This window comes from Serratia sp. NGAS9, from assembly GCF_009905295.1.
Taxonomy (GTDB): Bacteria; Pseudomonadota; Gammaproteobacteria; order Enterobacterales; family Enterobacteriaceae; genus Serratia; species Serratia bockelmannii.
In genome coordinates, this window is record NZ_CP047605.1 from 40781 (window position 1) to 56664 (window position 15884).

At 63.1% G+C, this 15884-nt stretch carries 13 protein-coding genes; 9 read left to right on the forward strand and 4 right to left on the reverse strand.

What is annotated here, in order from left to right; all coding sequences use genetic code 11:
- Positions 1-100 precede the first annotated feature (100 nt).
- The 3 genes from yiiM to sodA form a co-directional block, all read right to left on the reverse strand.
- Positions 101-772 carry a 6-hydroxyaminopurine reductase gene (gene yiiM / locus GUC32_RS00190; protein ID WP_342096744.1) on the reverse strand — a complete coding sequence of 224 codons (672 nt, stop codon included), beginning with the start codon at positions 770-772 and terminating at the stop codon, positions 101-103.
- 98 nt (positions 773-870) lie between these two features.
- Positions 871-2799 (reverse strand): methyl-accepting chemotaxis protein, encoded by a 1929-nt coding sequence (locus tag GUC32_RS00195; protein ID WP_167324697.1) that lies wholly within the window; start codon positions 2797-2799, stop codon positions 871-873.
- A 125-nt stretch (positions 2800-2924) separates the two neighbouring features.
- On the reverse strand, positions 2925-3545 hold the full coding sequence (gene sodA / locus GUC32_RS00200) for a superoxide dismutase [Mn] (RefSeq protein WP_004934003.1): 621 nt from the start codon (positions 3543-3545) through the stop codon (positions 2925-2927).
- 417 nt (positions 3546-3962) lie between these two features.
- On the opposite strand from sodA, the gene fdnG reads away from it, so the two are divergent.
- From fdnG to selB, 8 genes are all read left to right on the forward strand, one after another.
- Positions 3963-7010 (forward strand): formate dehydrogenase-N subunit alpha, encoded by a 3048-nt coding sequence (gene fdnG / locus GUC32_RS00205; protein WP_086013585.1) that lies wholly within the window; start codon positions 3963-3965, stop codon positions 7008-7010.
- Positions 7011-7022: 12 nt separating this feature from the next.
- The gene (gene fdxH, locus GUC32_RS00210) at positions 7023-7925 is read left to right on the forward strand and encodes a formate dehydrogenase subunit beta (RefSeq protein WP_369435481.1); all 903 of its coding nucleotides are present in this window, start codon (positions 7023-7025) and stop codon (positions 7923-7925) included.
- A complete protein-coding gene (fdoI, locus tag GUC32_RS00215) occupies positions 7922-8557 on the forward strand; it encodes a formate dehydrogenase cytochrome b556 subunit (protein WP_004934017.1) in 636 nt (211 codons plus the stop codon). The genes fdxH and fdoI overlap by 4 nt, the downstream gene beginning before the upstream one ends.
- On the forward strand, positions 8557-9486 hold the full coding sequence (gene fdhE / locus GUC32_RS00220; protein ID WP_043140774.1) for a formate dehydrogenase accessory protein FdhE: 930 nt from the start codon (positions 8557-8559) through the stop codon (positions 9484-9486). Before fdoI ends, fdhE begins: the two co-directional genes overlap by 1 nt.
- 114 nt (positions 9487-9600) lie before the next feature.
- Positions 9601-10248: a DcrB-related protein gene (locus tag GUC32_RS00225; RefSeq protein ID WP_025304791.1), complete on the forward strand. Its 648-nt coding sequence runs from the start codon at positions 9601-9603 to the stop codon at positions 10246-10248.
- 40 nt (positions 10249-10288) lie between these two features.
- Positions 10289-10894: a glutathione S-transferase gene (locus GUC32_RS00230; RefSeq protein ID WP_238968826.1), complete on the forward strand. Its 606-nt coding sequence runs from the start codon at positions 10289-10291 to the stop codon at positions 10892-10894.
- A 69-nt stretch (positions 10895-10963) separates the two neighbouring features.
- Complete coding sequence (gene selA, locus GUC32_RS00235) at positions 10964-12358, forward strand: L-seryl-tRNA(Sec) selenium transferase (RefSeq protein ID WP_049204691.1); 1395 nt, start codon at positions 10964-10966, stop codon at positions 12356-12358.
- On the forward strand, positions 12355-14211 hold the full coding sequence (gene selB, locus GUC32_RS00240) for a selenocysteine-specific translation elongation factor (RefSeq protein WP_197759519.1): 1857 nt from the start codon (positions 12355-12357) through the stop codon (positions 14209-14211). Before selA ends, selB begins: the two co-directional genes overlap by 4 nt.
- Here selB and GUC32_RS00245 read toward each other — a convergent pair.
- Positions 14201-15112 carry a LysR family transcriptional regulator gene (locus tag GUC32_RS00245; protein ID WP_049209019.1) on the reverse strand — a complete coding sequence of 304 codons (912 nt, stop codon included), beginning with the start codon at positions 15110-15112 and terminating at the stop codon, positions 14201-14203. The two genes, selB and GUC32_RS00245, sit on opposite strands and share 11 nt — an antisense overlap.
- Before the next feature lie 121 nt (positions 15113-15233).
- Here GUC32_RS00245 and GUC32_RS00250 point away from each other — a divergent pair, with 121 nt between their 5' ends.
- Positions 15234-15860, forward strand: coding sequence for a LysE family translocator (locus GUC32_RS00250; protein WP_192974160.1), 627 nt, complete (start codon positions 15234-15236; stop codon positions 15858-15860).
- Positions 15861-15884 lie beyond the last annotated feature (24 nt).

Genomic DNA, 15884 nt, shown 5'->3' on the forward strand with positions numbered 1-15884 from the left:
ACCTGGCTCCTGGCTGAAAAACACGCGGCTACAGTATAGGCGGAAGAAGAGGGTTAACGCGGCATTCGGCGCACGTTTTTCATCTTTTCCGCCAGCGATTTCAACGGCCGAGCAGGCGACGGTTGAAGTCCTCGAGGCGCCCTTCGGCAAGCCGCGTGAGCATGGTCTTGCTCCAGCTGGCGGAGAGGCCGGCCACCGCCAACAGGCGGCGATATTGTTCCGCGTCGAACGGCATGTGCCAGGCGATGGCGATGGCTTCGGCCACCGACACGTCGCTGTTGCGCGCCGCCAGCTCCAGCGGACGATCGCCGCTGACCGCACCCGGCGAGACCACCCGATACAGCCAGCCGCAGAGGCCGCTTTGCTGCATCAGCACCGAAATATCCTCGATGGCGAAGTGGTAGTTGAGCTTGAAGCACGGCGAGCGCGGCTGGGTGACCTGGATCAGCGCTTCGCCCCAGCGGAAGATGTCGCCCATAAACACATTGTGTTCGGTCAGTCCTTCGGTGGAGATATTCTCGCCGAAGGCCGGGGCGCAAAACTGCTCGGCCTGCGCCGGAAACTGTTCGCGCCAGTGGGCATAATGCTCGCGCGGGTAGTGGCACAGCGCGCGGTCCGGCCCGCCGTGGTAGCTTTTCTCGGCTTGCTCGTCGCCTTCCAGGCCGAGCGGCGTGAGCCGGATGGCGCCATCCACCTGGCGTTTGGCGATGGCGCTGGGGCGCCCGCCTTCATAGGGTTGAATATTGCCGATGTAAACGTCTGGGTGATGCATGTGCGCCTCCGTGTCTCGCGTCGAGGGCTCAGCATAGCCTGAGTTGTGTCAGGGGGACATAACAACCCGCCCGAAAATCCTCGGGCGGGGGCGTGGCGTCAGAAGGTGGTCCAGTTCTCCTCCGCTGCGGCGTTGGCGGCCGTGGTTTTTACGGCAGGCGCTTTCGGCGCGGCGGTTTTCACGGCGGTGGGTTCGGTCTGCTCCGCCAAACGGAACACCGAAACGCTCTGCAGCAGCATGTCGGCCTGTTCTTCCAGCGAATCGGCGGCGGCGGCGGACTCTTCCACCAGCGCGGCGTTCTGCTGGGTGGTGTGATCCATCTCGACGATCGCCTGGCCAATCTGGGCGATGCCGCGCGTCTGCTCATCGGAGGCGGCGGCGATTTCAGCCATGATGTCGCGCACGTGGGTGACCGAGCGGACGATCTGTTCCATGGTGTTGCCGGTGCTTTCCACCAGTTCGGTGCCGGTTTTCACCCGGCTGACCGACTCGGCGATCAGCCCTTCGATCTCCTTGGCCGCTTGGGCGCTGCGGCTCGCCAGGCTGCGCACTTCGCTGGCGACCACCGAGAAGCCGCGTCCCTGTTCGCCGGCGCGCGCCGCTTCCACCGCGGCGTTGAGCGCCAGGATGTTGGTCTGGAAGGCAATACCGTTGATCAGGGTGGTAATTTCAGCGATACGCTGCGAACTGCTGGAGATATCGCGCATGGTGCTGACCACGTTCTCCACCAGCTTGCCGCCCTGTTGCGCGGTCTGCGAAGCGTCGGTGGCCAGCTGATTGGCGTGATGGGCATTGTCGGCGTTTTGTTTCACCGTGGCGGTCAGCTGTTCCATGCTGGCCGCGGTTTCTTCAACCGCCGCCGCCTGCTGTTCGGTGCGGGAGGAGAGATCGGTGTTGCCGGCGGCGATTTCCGCGGAGGCGGTGGAGACCTGGCTGACTCCCATCTGGATCTTCTCAATCATAGTGCGCAGATTTTGGCTCATCGCCGCCACCGCGTTCAGCAGTTGTCCCAGCTCGTCGCGGCGGGTGCTGGTCTGCGCCTGGCGCAGATCGCCGCTGGCGATGCGTTCCGCCATCGCCAGCGTGCTGTGCAGCGGACGGGTGATCTGCAGCGTGATACGCCAGGCGATAAGTATCCCGGCGATGATGGCGATCAGGGTGGTGATGCCCATCTGCAGCTGCGCCAGGTTGATGTTGCTGCGCGTCTGCGCCAATTCGTCCTGCATAAAGGCGTTCACCAGCGTGCCGATCTCATGCGCGCGTTCGCCGAGCTGCCGGCTGATCTGCTGTTCGTGCTCATAGGCCGGCAGGTAGGCCGCGATGCGGTTTTTGTAATCGTCCAGGGCGGCCAGCAGCGGTTGCAGCTGCGGGCGCTGCGCGTCGCTGACCCGGCGGCTCAGGGCGTTGGCCGCGTCGCGCGCGTCGTCGATGGCCGCCATCAGCGGCGCTTCGGTTTCCTTGTTCAGGCTCAGCAGCAGACCGCGCGCGCCGTAGCGCACCTGGGTCAGCTTCTGGTTCAGTTGAATGAAGGCCAACTGCAGATCGCCGTTGGTGAGCTGGCGCTCCACCTGGCTCAGGCTGGCCTGCACTTCCGACATGTTCCAGCTCTGGCGCACCGCGTCTTTCGCCGAGACCGCCTGCTCAAAGATTTTTTGCTGTTGCTGATATTCCCCAATCAGCGTCACCAGACGCTGCAGATCCTTGCGGCTTTGGGCGTCCCAGTCCAACGCCTGGCCTTGGTCTATCAGTTTGACGGCGTTATCGATATTGGCGCGATTGTTCTGCAGATACTCCGGCTGGTAGGTCTGGCCGTACATGGCGCGGTTGTATTTGGCCTGGTTGATCTCCTCGTTCAGCCGGTTGCTGAAGTCGATGCGATCGGCGCGGGATTCGATGATGTGCAGGTATTGCGCCCCGGTGCCGGCGATGACGACCGCCAACAGCAACAACAGCGCGAAGCCGAGGCCGAGCTTTTTACCTACGGTGAGATGAGTGAACTTTCCTGCTAATGCTTGCAATGCCGCCATAGCGTTTTTCCTTCTCCGGGCGAACGTCAATTGAACAAACCATCGGCAAGAAGTGGTCAAACTTTAGCGGATTTCAGGCAAAAAAATACCCGCCGGCGGCGGGCATCTTCATCAACGGGGGCGAATTACTTCTTCGCGGCGAAGCGTGCGGCGGCTTCGTCCCAGTTGACCACGTTCCAGAACGCCTTGATGTAGTCAGGGCGTTTGTTCTGGTATTTCAGGTAGTAAGCGTGTTCCCACACGTCCAGGCCGATGATTGGGAAACCGGAAGCGCCGGCGACGGCTTCGCCCATCAGCGGGCTGTCCTGGTTGGCGGTAGACACCACGGCCAGCTTGCCGTCTTTCAGCACCAGCCAGGCCCAACCGGAACCGAAGCGGGTGGCTGCGGCTTTCTCGAACTCTTCCTGGAATTTCTCAACGCTGCCGAAATCGCGCTCGATGGCCGCTTTCAGATCGCCGCCCAGCGTGGTGCCGGTTTTCAGGTTTTTCCAGAAGAAGCTGTGGTTGGCGTGGCCGCCGGCGTTGTTGCGCATGAAGGTGCGTTTGTCGGCAGGCACTTTATCCAGATCCTGGATCAGCTCTTCAACGCTGTATTTGGCCAGCTCAGGGTAGGCTTCCAGCACGGTGTTGGCGTTGTTGACGTAGGTCTGGTGGTGTTTGGTGTGATGGATTTCCATCGTCTGCTTGTCGAAATGCGGTTCCAGTGCGTCGTAAGCGTACGGCAGGGATGGCAGTGAATAACTCATAATCATCATCTCCAGTGGTGTATGGGCGGCGCAAAGGGCGAGCACCGCGTAAGCAGTCGGATCATTATAGTTAATTAAATGATATTGAAAATGATTATCAATGCCCTGTGAAGTGTGTGGTTAATGTACAAATCGATGCGCTAACATACTGATAGGAGAGGGCGGCGGGTGGCCGCGTCAAGCCATCGCCCCGGCACGTGGGTTACTCTCTATACTGTAGAGAGCGCCAAGGTCGAAATGTATCGAAATGTGCCAATGCGTTCACTGAATGAGCACGAGTGTGTAACAACCACAAGCACGCTGTGGTAATATGGCCGGCGTTCGTAGCAAGCATAACAACAGTGACATTCGCGTTTGCCGCGCTAGCGGGGCAGGCGCATTTGAACAATGTGACAATCGAGAGTAAAGGAGACCCCCATGCAGGTCAGCAGAAGGCAGTTCTTTAAGATCTGCGCTGGCGGTATGGCAGGAACGACGGTGGCCGCGCTGGGCTTTGCCCCCGAAGTGGCGTTGGCGGAAACCCGGCAGTATAAACTGCTGCGCGCCCGTGAGACCCGTAATACCTGTACGTATTGTTCCGTCGGCTGTGGGCTGTTGATGTACAGCCTTGGTGATGGCGCCAAGAACGCCAAAGAAAGCATTTTCCATATCGAAGGGGATCCGGATCACCCGGTGAACCGCGGCGCGCTTTGCCCGAAAGGCGCCGGCCTGGTTGACTTCATCCACAGCGAAAGCCGCCTCAAGTACCCGGAATATCGGGCGCCGGGGTCGGACAAATGGCAGCGCATCAGCTGGGACGACGCCTTCACCCGCATCGCCAAGCTGGTGAAAGAAGACCGCGATGCCAACTTCATCAAAACCAACGACCAGGGCGTTACCGTCAACCGTTGGCTGACCACCGGCATGCTGTGCGCCTCGGCCGCCAGCAACGAAACCGGTTTTCTGTCGCAAAAATTTAGTCGCGCTCTCGGCATGCTTGCCGTAGACAACCAGGCGCGTGTCTGACACGGACCAACGGTAGCAAGTCTTGCTCCAACATTTGGTCGCGGTGCGATGACCAACCACTGGGTTGATATCAAGAACGCGAATTTGATTATCGTCATGGGCGGTAATGCGGCGGAAGCGCATCCGGTGGGGTTCCGCTGGGCGATGGAAGCCAAAATACACAACAATGCCAAGCTGATCGTGATCGATCCGCGCTTTACCCGAACCGCATCGGTGGCGGACTTCTACACGCCGATCCGCTCCGGGACCGACATTGCTTTCCTGTCGGGCGTGTTGCTGTATCTGATGACCAACAACAAGTTTAACCGCGAGTACGTCGAGGCCTACACCAACGCCAGCCTGCTGGTGCGGGAAGACTTTGCCTTCGAAGACGGCTTGTTCAGCGGCTACGACGCGGAAAACCGCAAGTACGACAAAACCACCTGGAACTACCAGTTCGACGAGAACGGCTTCGCCAAGCGCGACGTCACGCTGCAGGATCCGCGCTGCGTGTGGAACCTGCTGAAGCAGCACGTGAGCCGCTACACGCCTGACGTGGTGACCAACATCTGCGGCACGCCGAAGGACGATTTCCTCAAGGTGTGCGAATACATCGCCGAAACCTGCGTCGCGGATAAAACCGCTTCGTTCCTGTACGCCCTGGGCTGGACTCAGCACTCGGTCGGCGCGCAGAACATCCGTACCATGGCGATGATCCAGCTGCTGCTCGGCAACATGGGCATGGCGGGCGGCGGCGTCAACGCGCTGCGCGGCCACTCCAACATCCAGGGTCTGACCGATCTCGGCCTGCTGTCGCAGAGCCTGCCGGGCTACCTGACGCTGCCGTCGGAGAAACAGACCGATCTCGACACCTACCTGAAGGCCAACACGCCGAAAGCACTGCTGCCGGGCCAGGTGAACTACTGGGGCAACTACCCGAAATTCTTCGTCAGCATGATGAAGACCTTCTACGGCGACAAGGCGCAGAAGGACAACAGCTGGGGCTTTGACTGGTTGCCGAAGTGGGACAAGGGCTACGACGTGCTGCAGTACTTCGAGATGATGGCGCAGGGCAAGGTCAACGGCTACTTCTGCCAGGGCTTTAACCCGGTGGCGTCGTTCCCGAACAAAAACAAGGTAGTGGCTTCGCTGTCCAAGCTGAAGTTCCTGGTGACCATCGATCCGTTGAACACCGAAACCTCCAACTTCTGGCAGAACCACGGCGAGTTCAACGAGGTGGATCCTTCGCAGATCCAGACCGAAGTGTTCCGCCTGCCGTCCACCTGCTTCGCCGAAGAGAACGGTTCGATCGTCAACTCCGGCCGCTGGCTGCAGTGGCACTGGAAAGGCGCGGACGCCCCGGGCGAAGCGCTGAACGACGGTGAGATCCTGGCGGGCATCTTCAGCCGCCTGCGCGAGATGTATGCGCGCGACGGCGGTGCGGTGCCTGAACAGGTGCTGAACATGACCTGGGACTACCTGACGCCGGACAACCCGGCGCCGGAAGAGGTGGCGCAGGAGAACAACGGCAAGGCGCTGGCGGATCTGCTGGATGCCGACGGCAAAGTGCTGGTGAAAAAAGGCGAGCTGCTCAGCTCGTTCGCGCAGCTGCGCGACGACGGCACCACCGCCAGCGGTTGCTGGATCTTCGCCGGCAGCTGGACGCCGGCCGGCAACCAGATGGCGCGGCGCGACAACGCCGATCCGTCCGGCCTCGGCAATACGCTGGGCTGGGCCTGGGCATGGCCGCTCAACCGCCGCATTCTGTACAACCGCGCCTCGGCGGATCCGCAGGGGAAACCGTGGGATCCGAAACGCCAACTGCTGGAGTGGGACGGCGCCAAGTGGGTCGGGGCCGATATCCCGGACTACAGCACCGCCGCGCCGGGCAGCGACGTCGGGCCGTTCATCATGCAGCCGGAAGGCATGGGCCGCCTGTTCGCCACCGACAAGATGGCGGAAGGGCCGTTCCCTGAACACTACGAGCCGTTCGAAACGCCGCTCGGCACCAACCCGCTGCACCCGAATGTGGTGTCCAACCCGGCGGCGCGCGTGTTCAAGGACGATCTGGCGGCGATGGGCAAATCCGACAAGTTCCCGTACGTCGGCACCACCTATCGTCTGACCGAGCACTTCCACTACTGGACCAAGCACGCGCGGCTGAACGCCATCGCGCAGCCGGAGCAGTTCGTGGAGATCGGCGAAAAGCTGGCGGAGAAGAAGGGCATCAAGCAGGGCGATACCGTGAAGGTCAGCTCCAACCGCGGCTACATCAAGGCCAAGGCGGTGGTGACCAAACGTATTCGCACGCTGCAGGTGCACGGCCAGGAAGTCGACACCATCGGCATCCCGATCCACTGGGGTTACGAAGGGGTGGCGAAGAAAGGCTTTATCGCCAACACGCTGACGCCGTTCGTCGGCGACGCCAATACGCAAACGCCGGAGTTCAAGGCGTTCCTGGTCAACGTGGAAAAGGTGTAACGGAGACGAATCATGGCCATGCAATCTCAAGACATCATTCGTAAATCCGCCACCAATGGTTTCACGCCGGCGCCGCGCGCCCGTGACCACCAGGAAGAAGTGGCCAAACTGATCGATGTCACCACCTGTATCGGCTGCAAGGCCTGTCAGGTGGCCTGTTCCGAATGGAACGACATCCGCGACGAAGTGGGGCACAACGTCGGGGTGTACGATAACCCCGCCGATCTGACCGCCAAGTCGTGGACGGTGATGCGCTTCTCCGAGGTGGAGGAAAACGGCAAGCTGGAATGGCTGATCCGCAAGGATGGCTGCATGCACTGCGCCGATCCGGGCTGCCTGAAGGCCTGTCCGTCGGAAGGCGCGATCATTCAGTACGCCAACGGCATCGTCGACTTCCAATCCGAGCACTGCATCGGCTGCGGCTACTGCATCGCCGGCTGCCCGTTCGACGTGCCGCGCATGAACAAGGACGACAACCGGGTGTACAAGTGCACCCTGTGCGTCGACCGCGTGGACGTCGGCCAGGAACCGGCCTGCGTGAAAACCTGCCCGACCGGCGCCATTCACTTCGGTACCAAGGAAGCGATGAAGCAGGTGGCGGCGGATCGCGTCAGCGAGCTGAACACCCGCGGCTACCAGAACGCCGGTCTGTACGATCCGGCAGGGGTGGGCGGCACGCACGTGATGTACGTGTTGCACCACGCCGACAAACCGCAGCTGTACCACGGTTTGCCGGACAACCCGAGCATCAGCCCGGCGGTGACCTTCTGGAAGAGCGTGTGGAAACCCCTGGCGGCCATCGGTTTTGCCGCCACCTTCGCGGCCAGCGTGTTCCACTATGTCGGCGTCGGGCCTAACCGCGTCGACGATGAGGATGAGCACGACGAGTCGCATGACGAGGAGACGCGCAAATGAGAAAGGAAAAGCCCATTCAGCGTTACAGCGCACCGGAGCGCATCAACCACTGGATCGTGGCATTTTGCTTCGTGTTCGCCGCCATCAGCGGGCTGGGGTTCTTCTTCCCCTCCTTCAACTGGCTGATGAACATCTTCGGGACGCCGCAGCTGGCGCGCATTCTGCACCCGTTTGTCGGGGTCATCATGTTCGCCGCGTTCCTGCTGATGTTCCTGCGCTACTGGAAGCATAACCTGATCAACCGGGAAGATATCGTCTGGGCCAAGAATATCCACAAAATCGCCATGAACGAGGAAGTGGGTGACACCGGGCGCTATAATTTCGGCCAGAAGTGCGTGTTCTGGGCGGCGATTATCAGCCTGGTGCTGTTGCTGGCCAGCGGCGTGGTGATCTGGCGGCCGTATTTTGCGCCGTCGTTCTCCATCCCGCTGATCCGCATCGCGCTGCTGGTGCATTCGCTGGCCGCGGTCGGCCTTATCATCGTGATTATGGTGCACATTTACGCCGCATTGTGGGTAAAAGGCACCATTACCGCGATGGTGGAAGGCTGGGTGCCGGCGGCCTGGGCCAAGAAACATCATCCGCGCTGGTACCGTGAGGTCCGCGAGAAACGACAGGAAGATAAACCCTGATGAGTATCCGCATCGTTCCTAAAGAGCAGTTAGGGGCACAGCGTGAGAAGTCCACAACGGCGGAGAACATCCCGCCGTTACTTTTCGCCAACCTGAAAAGCCTGTACAGCCGCCGCGCCGACCGTCTGCGTCAGCTGGCGGTCGACAACCCGCTGGGCGACTACCTTAACTTCGCCGCCGAACTGGCGCAGGCGCAGCAGCATGCGCTGCACGATAATCCGCTGGCGCTCGATCTGAGCGAAGCGTTGGCGCAGGGCGCCGCCAGCGGCAAACCGCCGCTCGATCTGAGCGTGTTCCCGCGCAGCGAGCACTGGCGCAAGCTGCTGACGTCGCTGATCGCCGAGCTGCGCCCGCAGGCGCCGGAGCACATTCTGACGGTGCTGGACAACCTGGAGAAAGCTTCGGCGCACGAGCTGGAGCTGATGGCCGACGCTTTGCTCAACCGCGAGTTCGGCAAGGTGGGCAGCGAGAAGGCGCCGTTCCTCTGGGCCGCGCTGTCGCTCTATTGGGCGCAGATGGCCAGCCTGATCCCCGGTAAGGCGCGCGCCGAATACGGCGAGCAGCGTCAGTTCTGCCCGGTGTGCGGCAGCATTCCGGTCTCCAGCATGGTGCATATCGGCACCGTCAACGGCCTGCGCTACCTGCACTGCAACCTGTGCGAAAGCGAATGGCACGTGGTGCGGGTGAAGTGCAGCAACTGTGAGCAGACCCGCGATCTCAACTACTGGTCGCTGGACAGCGAACAGGCGGCGGTGAAGGCGGAAAGCTGCGGCGACTGCGGCACTTACCTGAAGATCCTCTATCAGGAAAAAGACCCGCAGGTTGAAGCGGTGGCCGACGATCTGGCTTCGCTGGTGCTGGACGCCCGCATGGAAGAGGAAGGCTTCGGCCGCAGCAGCATCAATCCGTTCCTGTTCCCGGCGGAGTAACCGCCCGGCCCCGTTCGCGCGGGGCCGGACCCGCAATTTAAGAACGGGCTTCTGGCATTCGCCCGGGCGAGTTGCTACGTTTAGGCCATGACGCGCCAAGCGAAAGGAACCACGATGTTAAACACCCTGGCAAAACTGACCGCGGTCGCTGTGCTGGCGATCGGACTGGCGGCCTGCGACAACAAGGACGACACCAAACCGGCGGTGCCGCCACCGGATACCAAACCGACCGTGACGCAGCCCGCGCCACCGCCGCCTGCGCCGGTAGAAACCCCGCCCGCGCCGCCGGGGCTGAACGTGTCGCTGCAGAAGGGCAAAATCACCTTCGAGTTGCCGCCAGGCTTTAGCGATCAAACGCTGAACAGCGGCATCGTCAATGACAGTACCTCCACCATCCAGCGCTTCCTCGATGGCAAGTCGCGCCAGAGCGCGGTTTCGTCCGAAGTGATCCCGCCGGACGGCATGAAGATCAATACCAGCGACAAAATGCTGAAAGAGCTGACGCAGAGCGCCATTACGGTGCTGGCCGAGCGCTATCAGAATATCCAGACCACCAAAGAAGAGAACTTCACCGTCGGCAAACAGAAGTTTCGCCGGGTGGATACCGAGCAGACCGTCAACGGGCAAAAGGTGGTTTCCACCCTGGTGTTGACGGTGTTCAACAAGCGAGTAGTGACGCTGCAAATGCTGTCGCCGGCCAAAACGCCGGAAGTGCATCAGGCGCTGGTGCAGCGGATTATCGATACTCTGGCGGTGAAGTAAGGGCATTGCGCCGCGGCCAGGACGAAGCGGAGGAGACCGGATGAAGCTTATCGGCAGTTACACCAGCCCCTTTGTGCGCAAGATTTCCGTGATGCTGCTGGAGAAGGGGATCGCGTTTGAATTCGTCAACGATCCGCCGTATGAGCCCGGCAGCCGGGTGAAGGAACTGAACCCGCTCGGCAAAATACCGGTGCTGATCGCCGATGATGGCGAGGTGTTTTACGACTCGCCGATCGTGGCCGAATACCTCGAACTGCTGACGGTGGAGCCGGCGTTTTTGCCGGCCGATCGCGCCACCGCGCTGCGCGTCCGCCGGGTGGCGGCACTGGCGGACGGCGTGACTGAAGCGGCGGCGACGCTGTTCCGCGAAAGCCGGCGCGCGCCGGAAAAGCAGGACGAAAACTGGATGCTGCGCCAGCGTGACAAGCTGACGCAGGGCCTGGACGCATTGGAGGCGCTGGCGCAGGAAAAAACGTGGCTCAATGCCGAGCGGCTGACGCTGGCGGATATCGCCACCGGCTGCGCGTTGGGCTACCTCAATTTCCGCCACATTCTGCCCAACTGGTGCGTCCAACGTCCGGCGCTGGTCAAGCTGGCCGAACGCCTGTTCGCCCGCGAAAGTTTCGCCCGCACGGCACCGCCCTGAACGTTCTTTTCTCCCCGCCGCGGCGGGGTTTTGCTATGCCGATACGTCTAAATTGAAAACCGAGCGACCATGAGCACTGAATCCCACCTTCTTTACAGCCAACTGCCCGCCATCGACCGTCTGCTGCGTGAACCCGCGATTGAACCGCTGGTGGCTCAGCATGGCCAGACGCTGATCGGCGAACTGTTGCGCCGGCTGCAGGCCCAGGCGCGCGACGCTATCAAGCAACAGCAACGTTTACCGGCCTGGTGCGGCGACTGGCCGCAGGCGCTGCGGGCGGAGCTGGCCCGGCAGCAACGCCCGGCTTTGCTGCCGGTGTTCAACCTCAGCGGCACCGTGCTGCACACCAACCTCGGGCGCGCCCTGCTGGCGCAGCCGGTGAAGGACGCGGTCAGCGCGGTGATGGGAGAGGCGGTGACGCTGGAGTACGATCTGGACGGCGCCGGGCGCGGTCATCGCGATCGGGCGGTGGCGAGTCTGCTGTGCCGGCTGACGGGCGCGGAAGACGCCTGCATCGTCAATAACAACGCGGCGGCGGTATTGCTGATGTTGGCGGCGATCGCCCCCGGCAAAGAGGTAGTGGTGTCGCGCGGCGAGCTGGTGGAAATCGGTGGCGCGTTTCGCATTCCCGACGTGATGCGTCAGGCCGGCTGCCAATTGGTGGAAGTCGGCACCACCAACCGCACCCATCTGAAAGATTACCGCCAGGCCATCAGCGAGCAGACTGGCCTGTTGATGAAAGTGCACACCAGCAACTACAGCATTCAGGGCTTTACCGCGGCGGTCGACGAGGCTGAACTGGCGCAGCTCGGGGCCGAACAGGGCGTGCCGACCGCCACCGATCTGGGCAGCGGCTCACTGATCGATATGGCGCAGTACGGCCTGCCCGCCGAACCGATGCCGCAGCGGCTGCTGGCCGCCGGCGTCGATCTGGTGACGTTCTCCGGCGATAAGCTGCTGGGTGGCCCGCAGGCCGGCATCATCGTCGGCAAAAAGGCGCTGATCGCGCGCCTGCAGCAGCACCCGCTCAAGCGCGCGCTGCGCGTCGGCAAGCTGACGCTGGCGGCCCTGGAGGCCACGCTGCGGCTCTATCTGCAACCGGAAAAACTGGCAGAGCAGCTGCCGACGCTGCGGCTGCTGATCCGCCCGCAGCAGGAGATGCAACAGGCGGCCGAGCGGCTGCTGGCGGCGCTGAGACCACGGTTCACCGCCGATTTCGACTTGCGCGCCGAACCGTGCTGGTCGCAGATTGGCAGCGGTTCGCTGCCGGTGGATCGCCTGCCCAGCTATGCGCTGACCTTCACGCCGCGCGACGGCCGCGGCGCCACGCTGGAAGCGTTGGCTGAGCGCTGGCGCCGCCTGCCGCAGCCGGTGATCGGCCGCCTCGGCGACGGCCGGCTGTGGCTGGATCTGCGCTGTCTGGAACAGGAAGGGGCGCTGATCGACGCGTTGAGCGCATCATGATCATCGCCACCGCCGGCCATGTCGATCATGGCAAAACCACCCTGCTGCAGGCGATCTCGGGGATCAATGCGGATCGCCTGCCGGAAGAGAAGCGCCGCGGCATGACCATCGATCTGGGCTACGCCTACTGGCCGCAACCGGACGGCCGGGTGCTGGGCTTTATCGACGTGCCCGGCCACGAGAAATTCCTCGCCAATATGCTGGCGGGCGTCGGCGGCATTGACCATGCGCTACTGGTGGTGGCCTGCGATGATGGCGTGATGGCGCAGACCCGCGAGCATTTGGCGATCCTGCGCCTAAGCGGGCGCCCGGCGCTGACGGTGGCGCTGACCAAGGCCGACCGGGTGGAGGCGGCGCGTGTCGACGAGGTGCGCAGTCAGGTGCGTGATGAGCTGGCGCGCCAGGGCTGGCCCGATGCGCCGCTGTTTGTCACCGCGGCGGCGGCGGGAGAGGGCATCGAGGCGCTGCGCGCGCATTTGCTGGCGCTGTCGCCCGGCGAGCACGCGCTGACGCGCCGTTTTCGCCTGGCGGTAGACCGTGCGTTCAGCGTCAAAGGGGCGGGGCTGGTGGTGACCGGCACCGCGCTCGGCGGCCGGGTGAAGGTGGGGGATACGCTGTGGCTGACCGGCGCCGACGCGCCGGTGCGGGTGCGCGGCCTGCATGCCCAGAATCAAACCGTGGAACAGGCGCAGGCCGGGCAACGCATCGCGCTTAACATCAGCGGCGATGTCGATAAAGAGCGGATCGCGCGCGGTGATTGGCTGCTGGCGCAGCGTCCGCCCGAAGCGGCGGAACGCATTCTGGTGGCGCTGGAGACGGATCGGCCGATCCGCCATTGGCAGCCGCTGCATCTGCACCATGCCGCCAGCCACATCACCGGGCGCATTTCGCTGCTGAACGACGGACTGGCGGAACTGATCCTCGATCGCCCGCTGTGGCTGGCGGAAAACGATCGGCTGGTGCTGCGAGATATCGGCGCGCGGCAAACGCTGGGCGCGGCCCGGGTGCTCAGGCTGAATGCGCCCAAGCGCGGCAAGCGTCAGCCGGACTATCTGGCATGGCTGCAGGCCTTGGCGCAGGCGCAAGACGACGTGCGGGCGCTGGCGCTTGAGTTGCCGCAGGGCGCGCTGTCTCTGGCGGCGTTCGCCTGGGCGCGTCAGTTGACCGACGACGGCCTGGCGGCACTGCTGGCGAACCGCGATCTGCTGATCGTCGGTGACCGAGCGCTGGCGCAGGATCAGGTGCAGCAGGCGGAAAGCCGCCTGCTGCAGGTGCTGGCGGAGTATCACCAACAGCACGCCGATCAGCTGGGCTTAGGACGCGCCCGCCTGCGGCGCATGGCGCTGCCTCAGCAGCCGGAAGCGCTGGTGTTTATGATGATCGATCGGCTGCTGAAGGCCGGCGCGCTGCGCAATACGCGCGGCTGGCTGCACTTGCCGGAACACGGCCTGGCGTTCAGCGCCGACGAGGCGCCGCTGTGGGCGCGCATCGAACCGCTGTTCGGCGACGAGCCGTGGTGGGTGCGCGATCTGGCGAGCGAACTGGGCGAGGAAGAGAGCCGGGTACGGGCGCTGCTGCGCAAGGCGGCTCAACTGGGCCATGTGACGGCGGTGGTGGTGGATCGCTACTACCTCAGCCGGCGCATCGATCAGTTCGCGGCGCTGATCCGCGAGCTGGATGCGGAGCGCGGGGGCGCCAACGCCGCCGATTTCCGCGATCGGCTCGGCGTCGGGCGCAAGCTGGCGATCCAGGTGCTGGAGTTCTTCGATCGCAGCGGCTTTACCCGCCGCAAGGGCAACGAGCATCTGCTGCGCGACGGCGGGCTGTTCGGTAGCGAGTCCCCTACCCGATAAACCTGACGGCGGCCCGGCTGACGTCGGGCGTTTGGGCGGTGAGAAACGCCTGTAAACGTTCGATCAGCGGCCGTTTTGCCGATTCTTCCGGCCAAACCAGATAGTAACCGTCGCCGGTACGCACGGCGGCGTCACAAGGCAGCGCCAATAACCCCTCCTCCATCGTCCGCAGGCTCAGCGCCAGATCGCCGATCGAGACGCCGTGCCCGGCGATGGCCGCCGCGTTGCCCTGTTCCAGTGAATCAAATACCTGGCCGCGTGTGAGATCGATCGGGGCTGCGATGCCGCTTTTTTGCAGCCAGCGTCGCCAGTCGCGCCGATCGGGCGAAGGATGGATCAGCGGGCAGGTGGCGAGATCGCGCTGCGCGTCGGCGAGCAGCGCGGGGGCGCAAATTGGGATCAGCCATTCGTCGAACAGCTTGGCGGCGGCGGTATTGGCGCCGAAATGTCCGTTGCCGAGCAGGATGGCGCAGTCGTAGGGTTCGCTGAAAAAATCCACGCTGTCGATGTCCATCCACACGCTGGCTGCCTGCACCTCGAACGCCTGCGCCGTTTGCCGGAATCGGCTCAGGCAGTCCAGCAGCCAGCGTAGGGTCAGGGTGGAGGGCGCCTTCATCCGCAGCAGATCGCGGTGGCTTCTGAACAGCTCGCAGGCTTGTTCGATGCGGCCAAACCCTTGCTGCAGCTCGGCGGCGAAGATTTTTCCCTGCGGGGTGACCTCGATGCGTGGGCCGTTGCGCTGGAACAGCCGACAGCCGAAGTGCTGCTCCAACGTTTTGATGTGCTTGCTGACGGCGCTGGGGGTGAGATGCAGCTCGTCGGCGGCCAGCGTGAACGAGCCGGTGCGGGCGGCGCTCTCGAAAGCGCGCAGGGCGTAAAGCGGCGGAAGGGAACTGGCCATCGCGGCGTCTCTAAGAATGAGTCTGGCTCACAGTAAACGACAGGATTACTCCTTTTTCAAGGCGGGGGCTACGGCACCATAATGATCCGACGCCAACCGCCTGAATGTGAGTGAAATAAAGATGAACCTGTCGTTGCTGGCGGCGTATTTCGCCGCCATTTTCTTGCTGATCGCCACGCCAGGGCCGGTGGTGATGATGGTCGCCAACACCGCGGCGCGCTTTGGCGCCCGGTGCGCGCTGTTGACCGCGCTGGGCAGCAATGGGGCCTCTTTGTTGCTGATCGGTATTGCCGCGCTGGTTGTCACCGGGCTGTTCGCGGTGGATATGCGCTTGCTGCAGTGGATAGGCCTGCTGGGCTGCCTGTTTATCGGCCGCATGGCGATCGCCTCGCTGTATGAGGATTTATCCGCACGAACCCCCGATGCGCAGCCCGTTGCACCATCGCAAAAACGCTCGGCGATGGCAAACGGTTTTCTGGTAGGCATCGCTAACCCCAAGGACATCATCTTCTTCGTCGCCTTTTTCCCGCAGTTCATCGCCGTCACTCCCTCGATCGGCGCCAGCCTGACGCTGCTGACCGCGCTGTGGGTGCTGGCGGATTTCGCCATCTTGCTGGCCTATATCACCCTGCTGTCGGGAAAGGCGCTGCAGCGCGCGCGGCGGGCGATCTCTGTCCTGTCGGCGTTGCTGCTGTTGGGGGTGGCGGTAGTGGGAGCGGGGTATGCGCTGTGGGGGCTGCTCGGCTGAGGCCGCATAAAAAAACGCCGGTCG

Bases quoted from the DNA above. Each gene is read 5' to 3' on its own strand.
- yiiM (WP_342096744.1), bottom strand. From the start codon at position 772: ATGCATCACCCAGACGTTTACATCGGCAATATTCAACCCTATGAAGGC.
- GUC32_RS00195 (WP_167324697.1), bottom strand. From the start codon at position 2,799: ATGGCGGCATTGCAAGCATTAGCAGGAAAGTTCACTCATCTCACCGTA.
- sodA (WP_004934003.1), bottom strand. From the start codon at position 3,545: ATGAGTTATTCACTGCCATCCCTGCCGTACGCTTACGACGCACTGGAA.
- fdxH (WP_369435481.1), top strand. From the start codon at position 7,023: ATGGCCATGCAATCTCAAGACATCATTCGTAAATCCGCCACCAATGGT.
- fdoI (WP_004934017.1), top strand. From the start codon at position 7,922: ATGAGAAAGGAAAAGCCCATTCAGCGTTACAGCGCACCGGAGCGCATC.
- fdhE (WP_043140774.1), top strand. From the start codon at position 8,557: ATGAGTATCCGCATCGTTCCTAAAGAGCAGTTAGGGGCACAGCGTGAG.
- GUC32_RS00225 (WP_025304791.1), top strand. From the start codon at position 9,601: ATGTTAAACACCCTGGCAAAACTGACCGCGGTCGCTGTGCTGGCGATC.
- GUC32_RS00230 (WP_238968826.1), top strand. From the start codon at position 10,289: ATGAAGCTTATCGGCAGTTACACCAGCCCCTTTGTGCGCAAGATTTCC.
- selA (WP_049204691.1), top strand. From the start codon at position 10,964: ATGAGCACTGAATCCCACCTTCTTTACAGCCAACTGCCCGCCATCGAC.
- selB (WP_197759519.1), top strand. From the start codon at position 12,355: ATGATCATCGCCACCGCCGGCCATGTCGATCATGGCAAAACCACCCTG.
- GUC32_RS00245 (WP_049209019.1), bottom strand. From the start codon at position 15,112: ATGGCCAGTTCCCTTCCGCCGCTTTACGCCCTGCGCGCTTTCGAGAGC.
- GUC32_RS00250 (WP_192974160.1), top strand. From the start codon at position 15,234: ATGAACCTGTCGTTGCTGGCGGCGTATTTCGCCGCCATTTTCTTGCTG.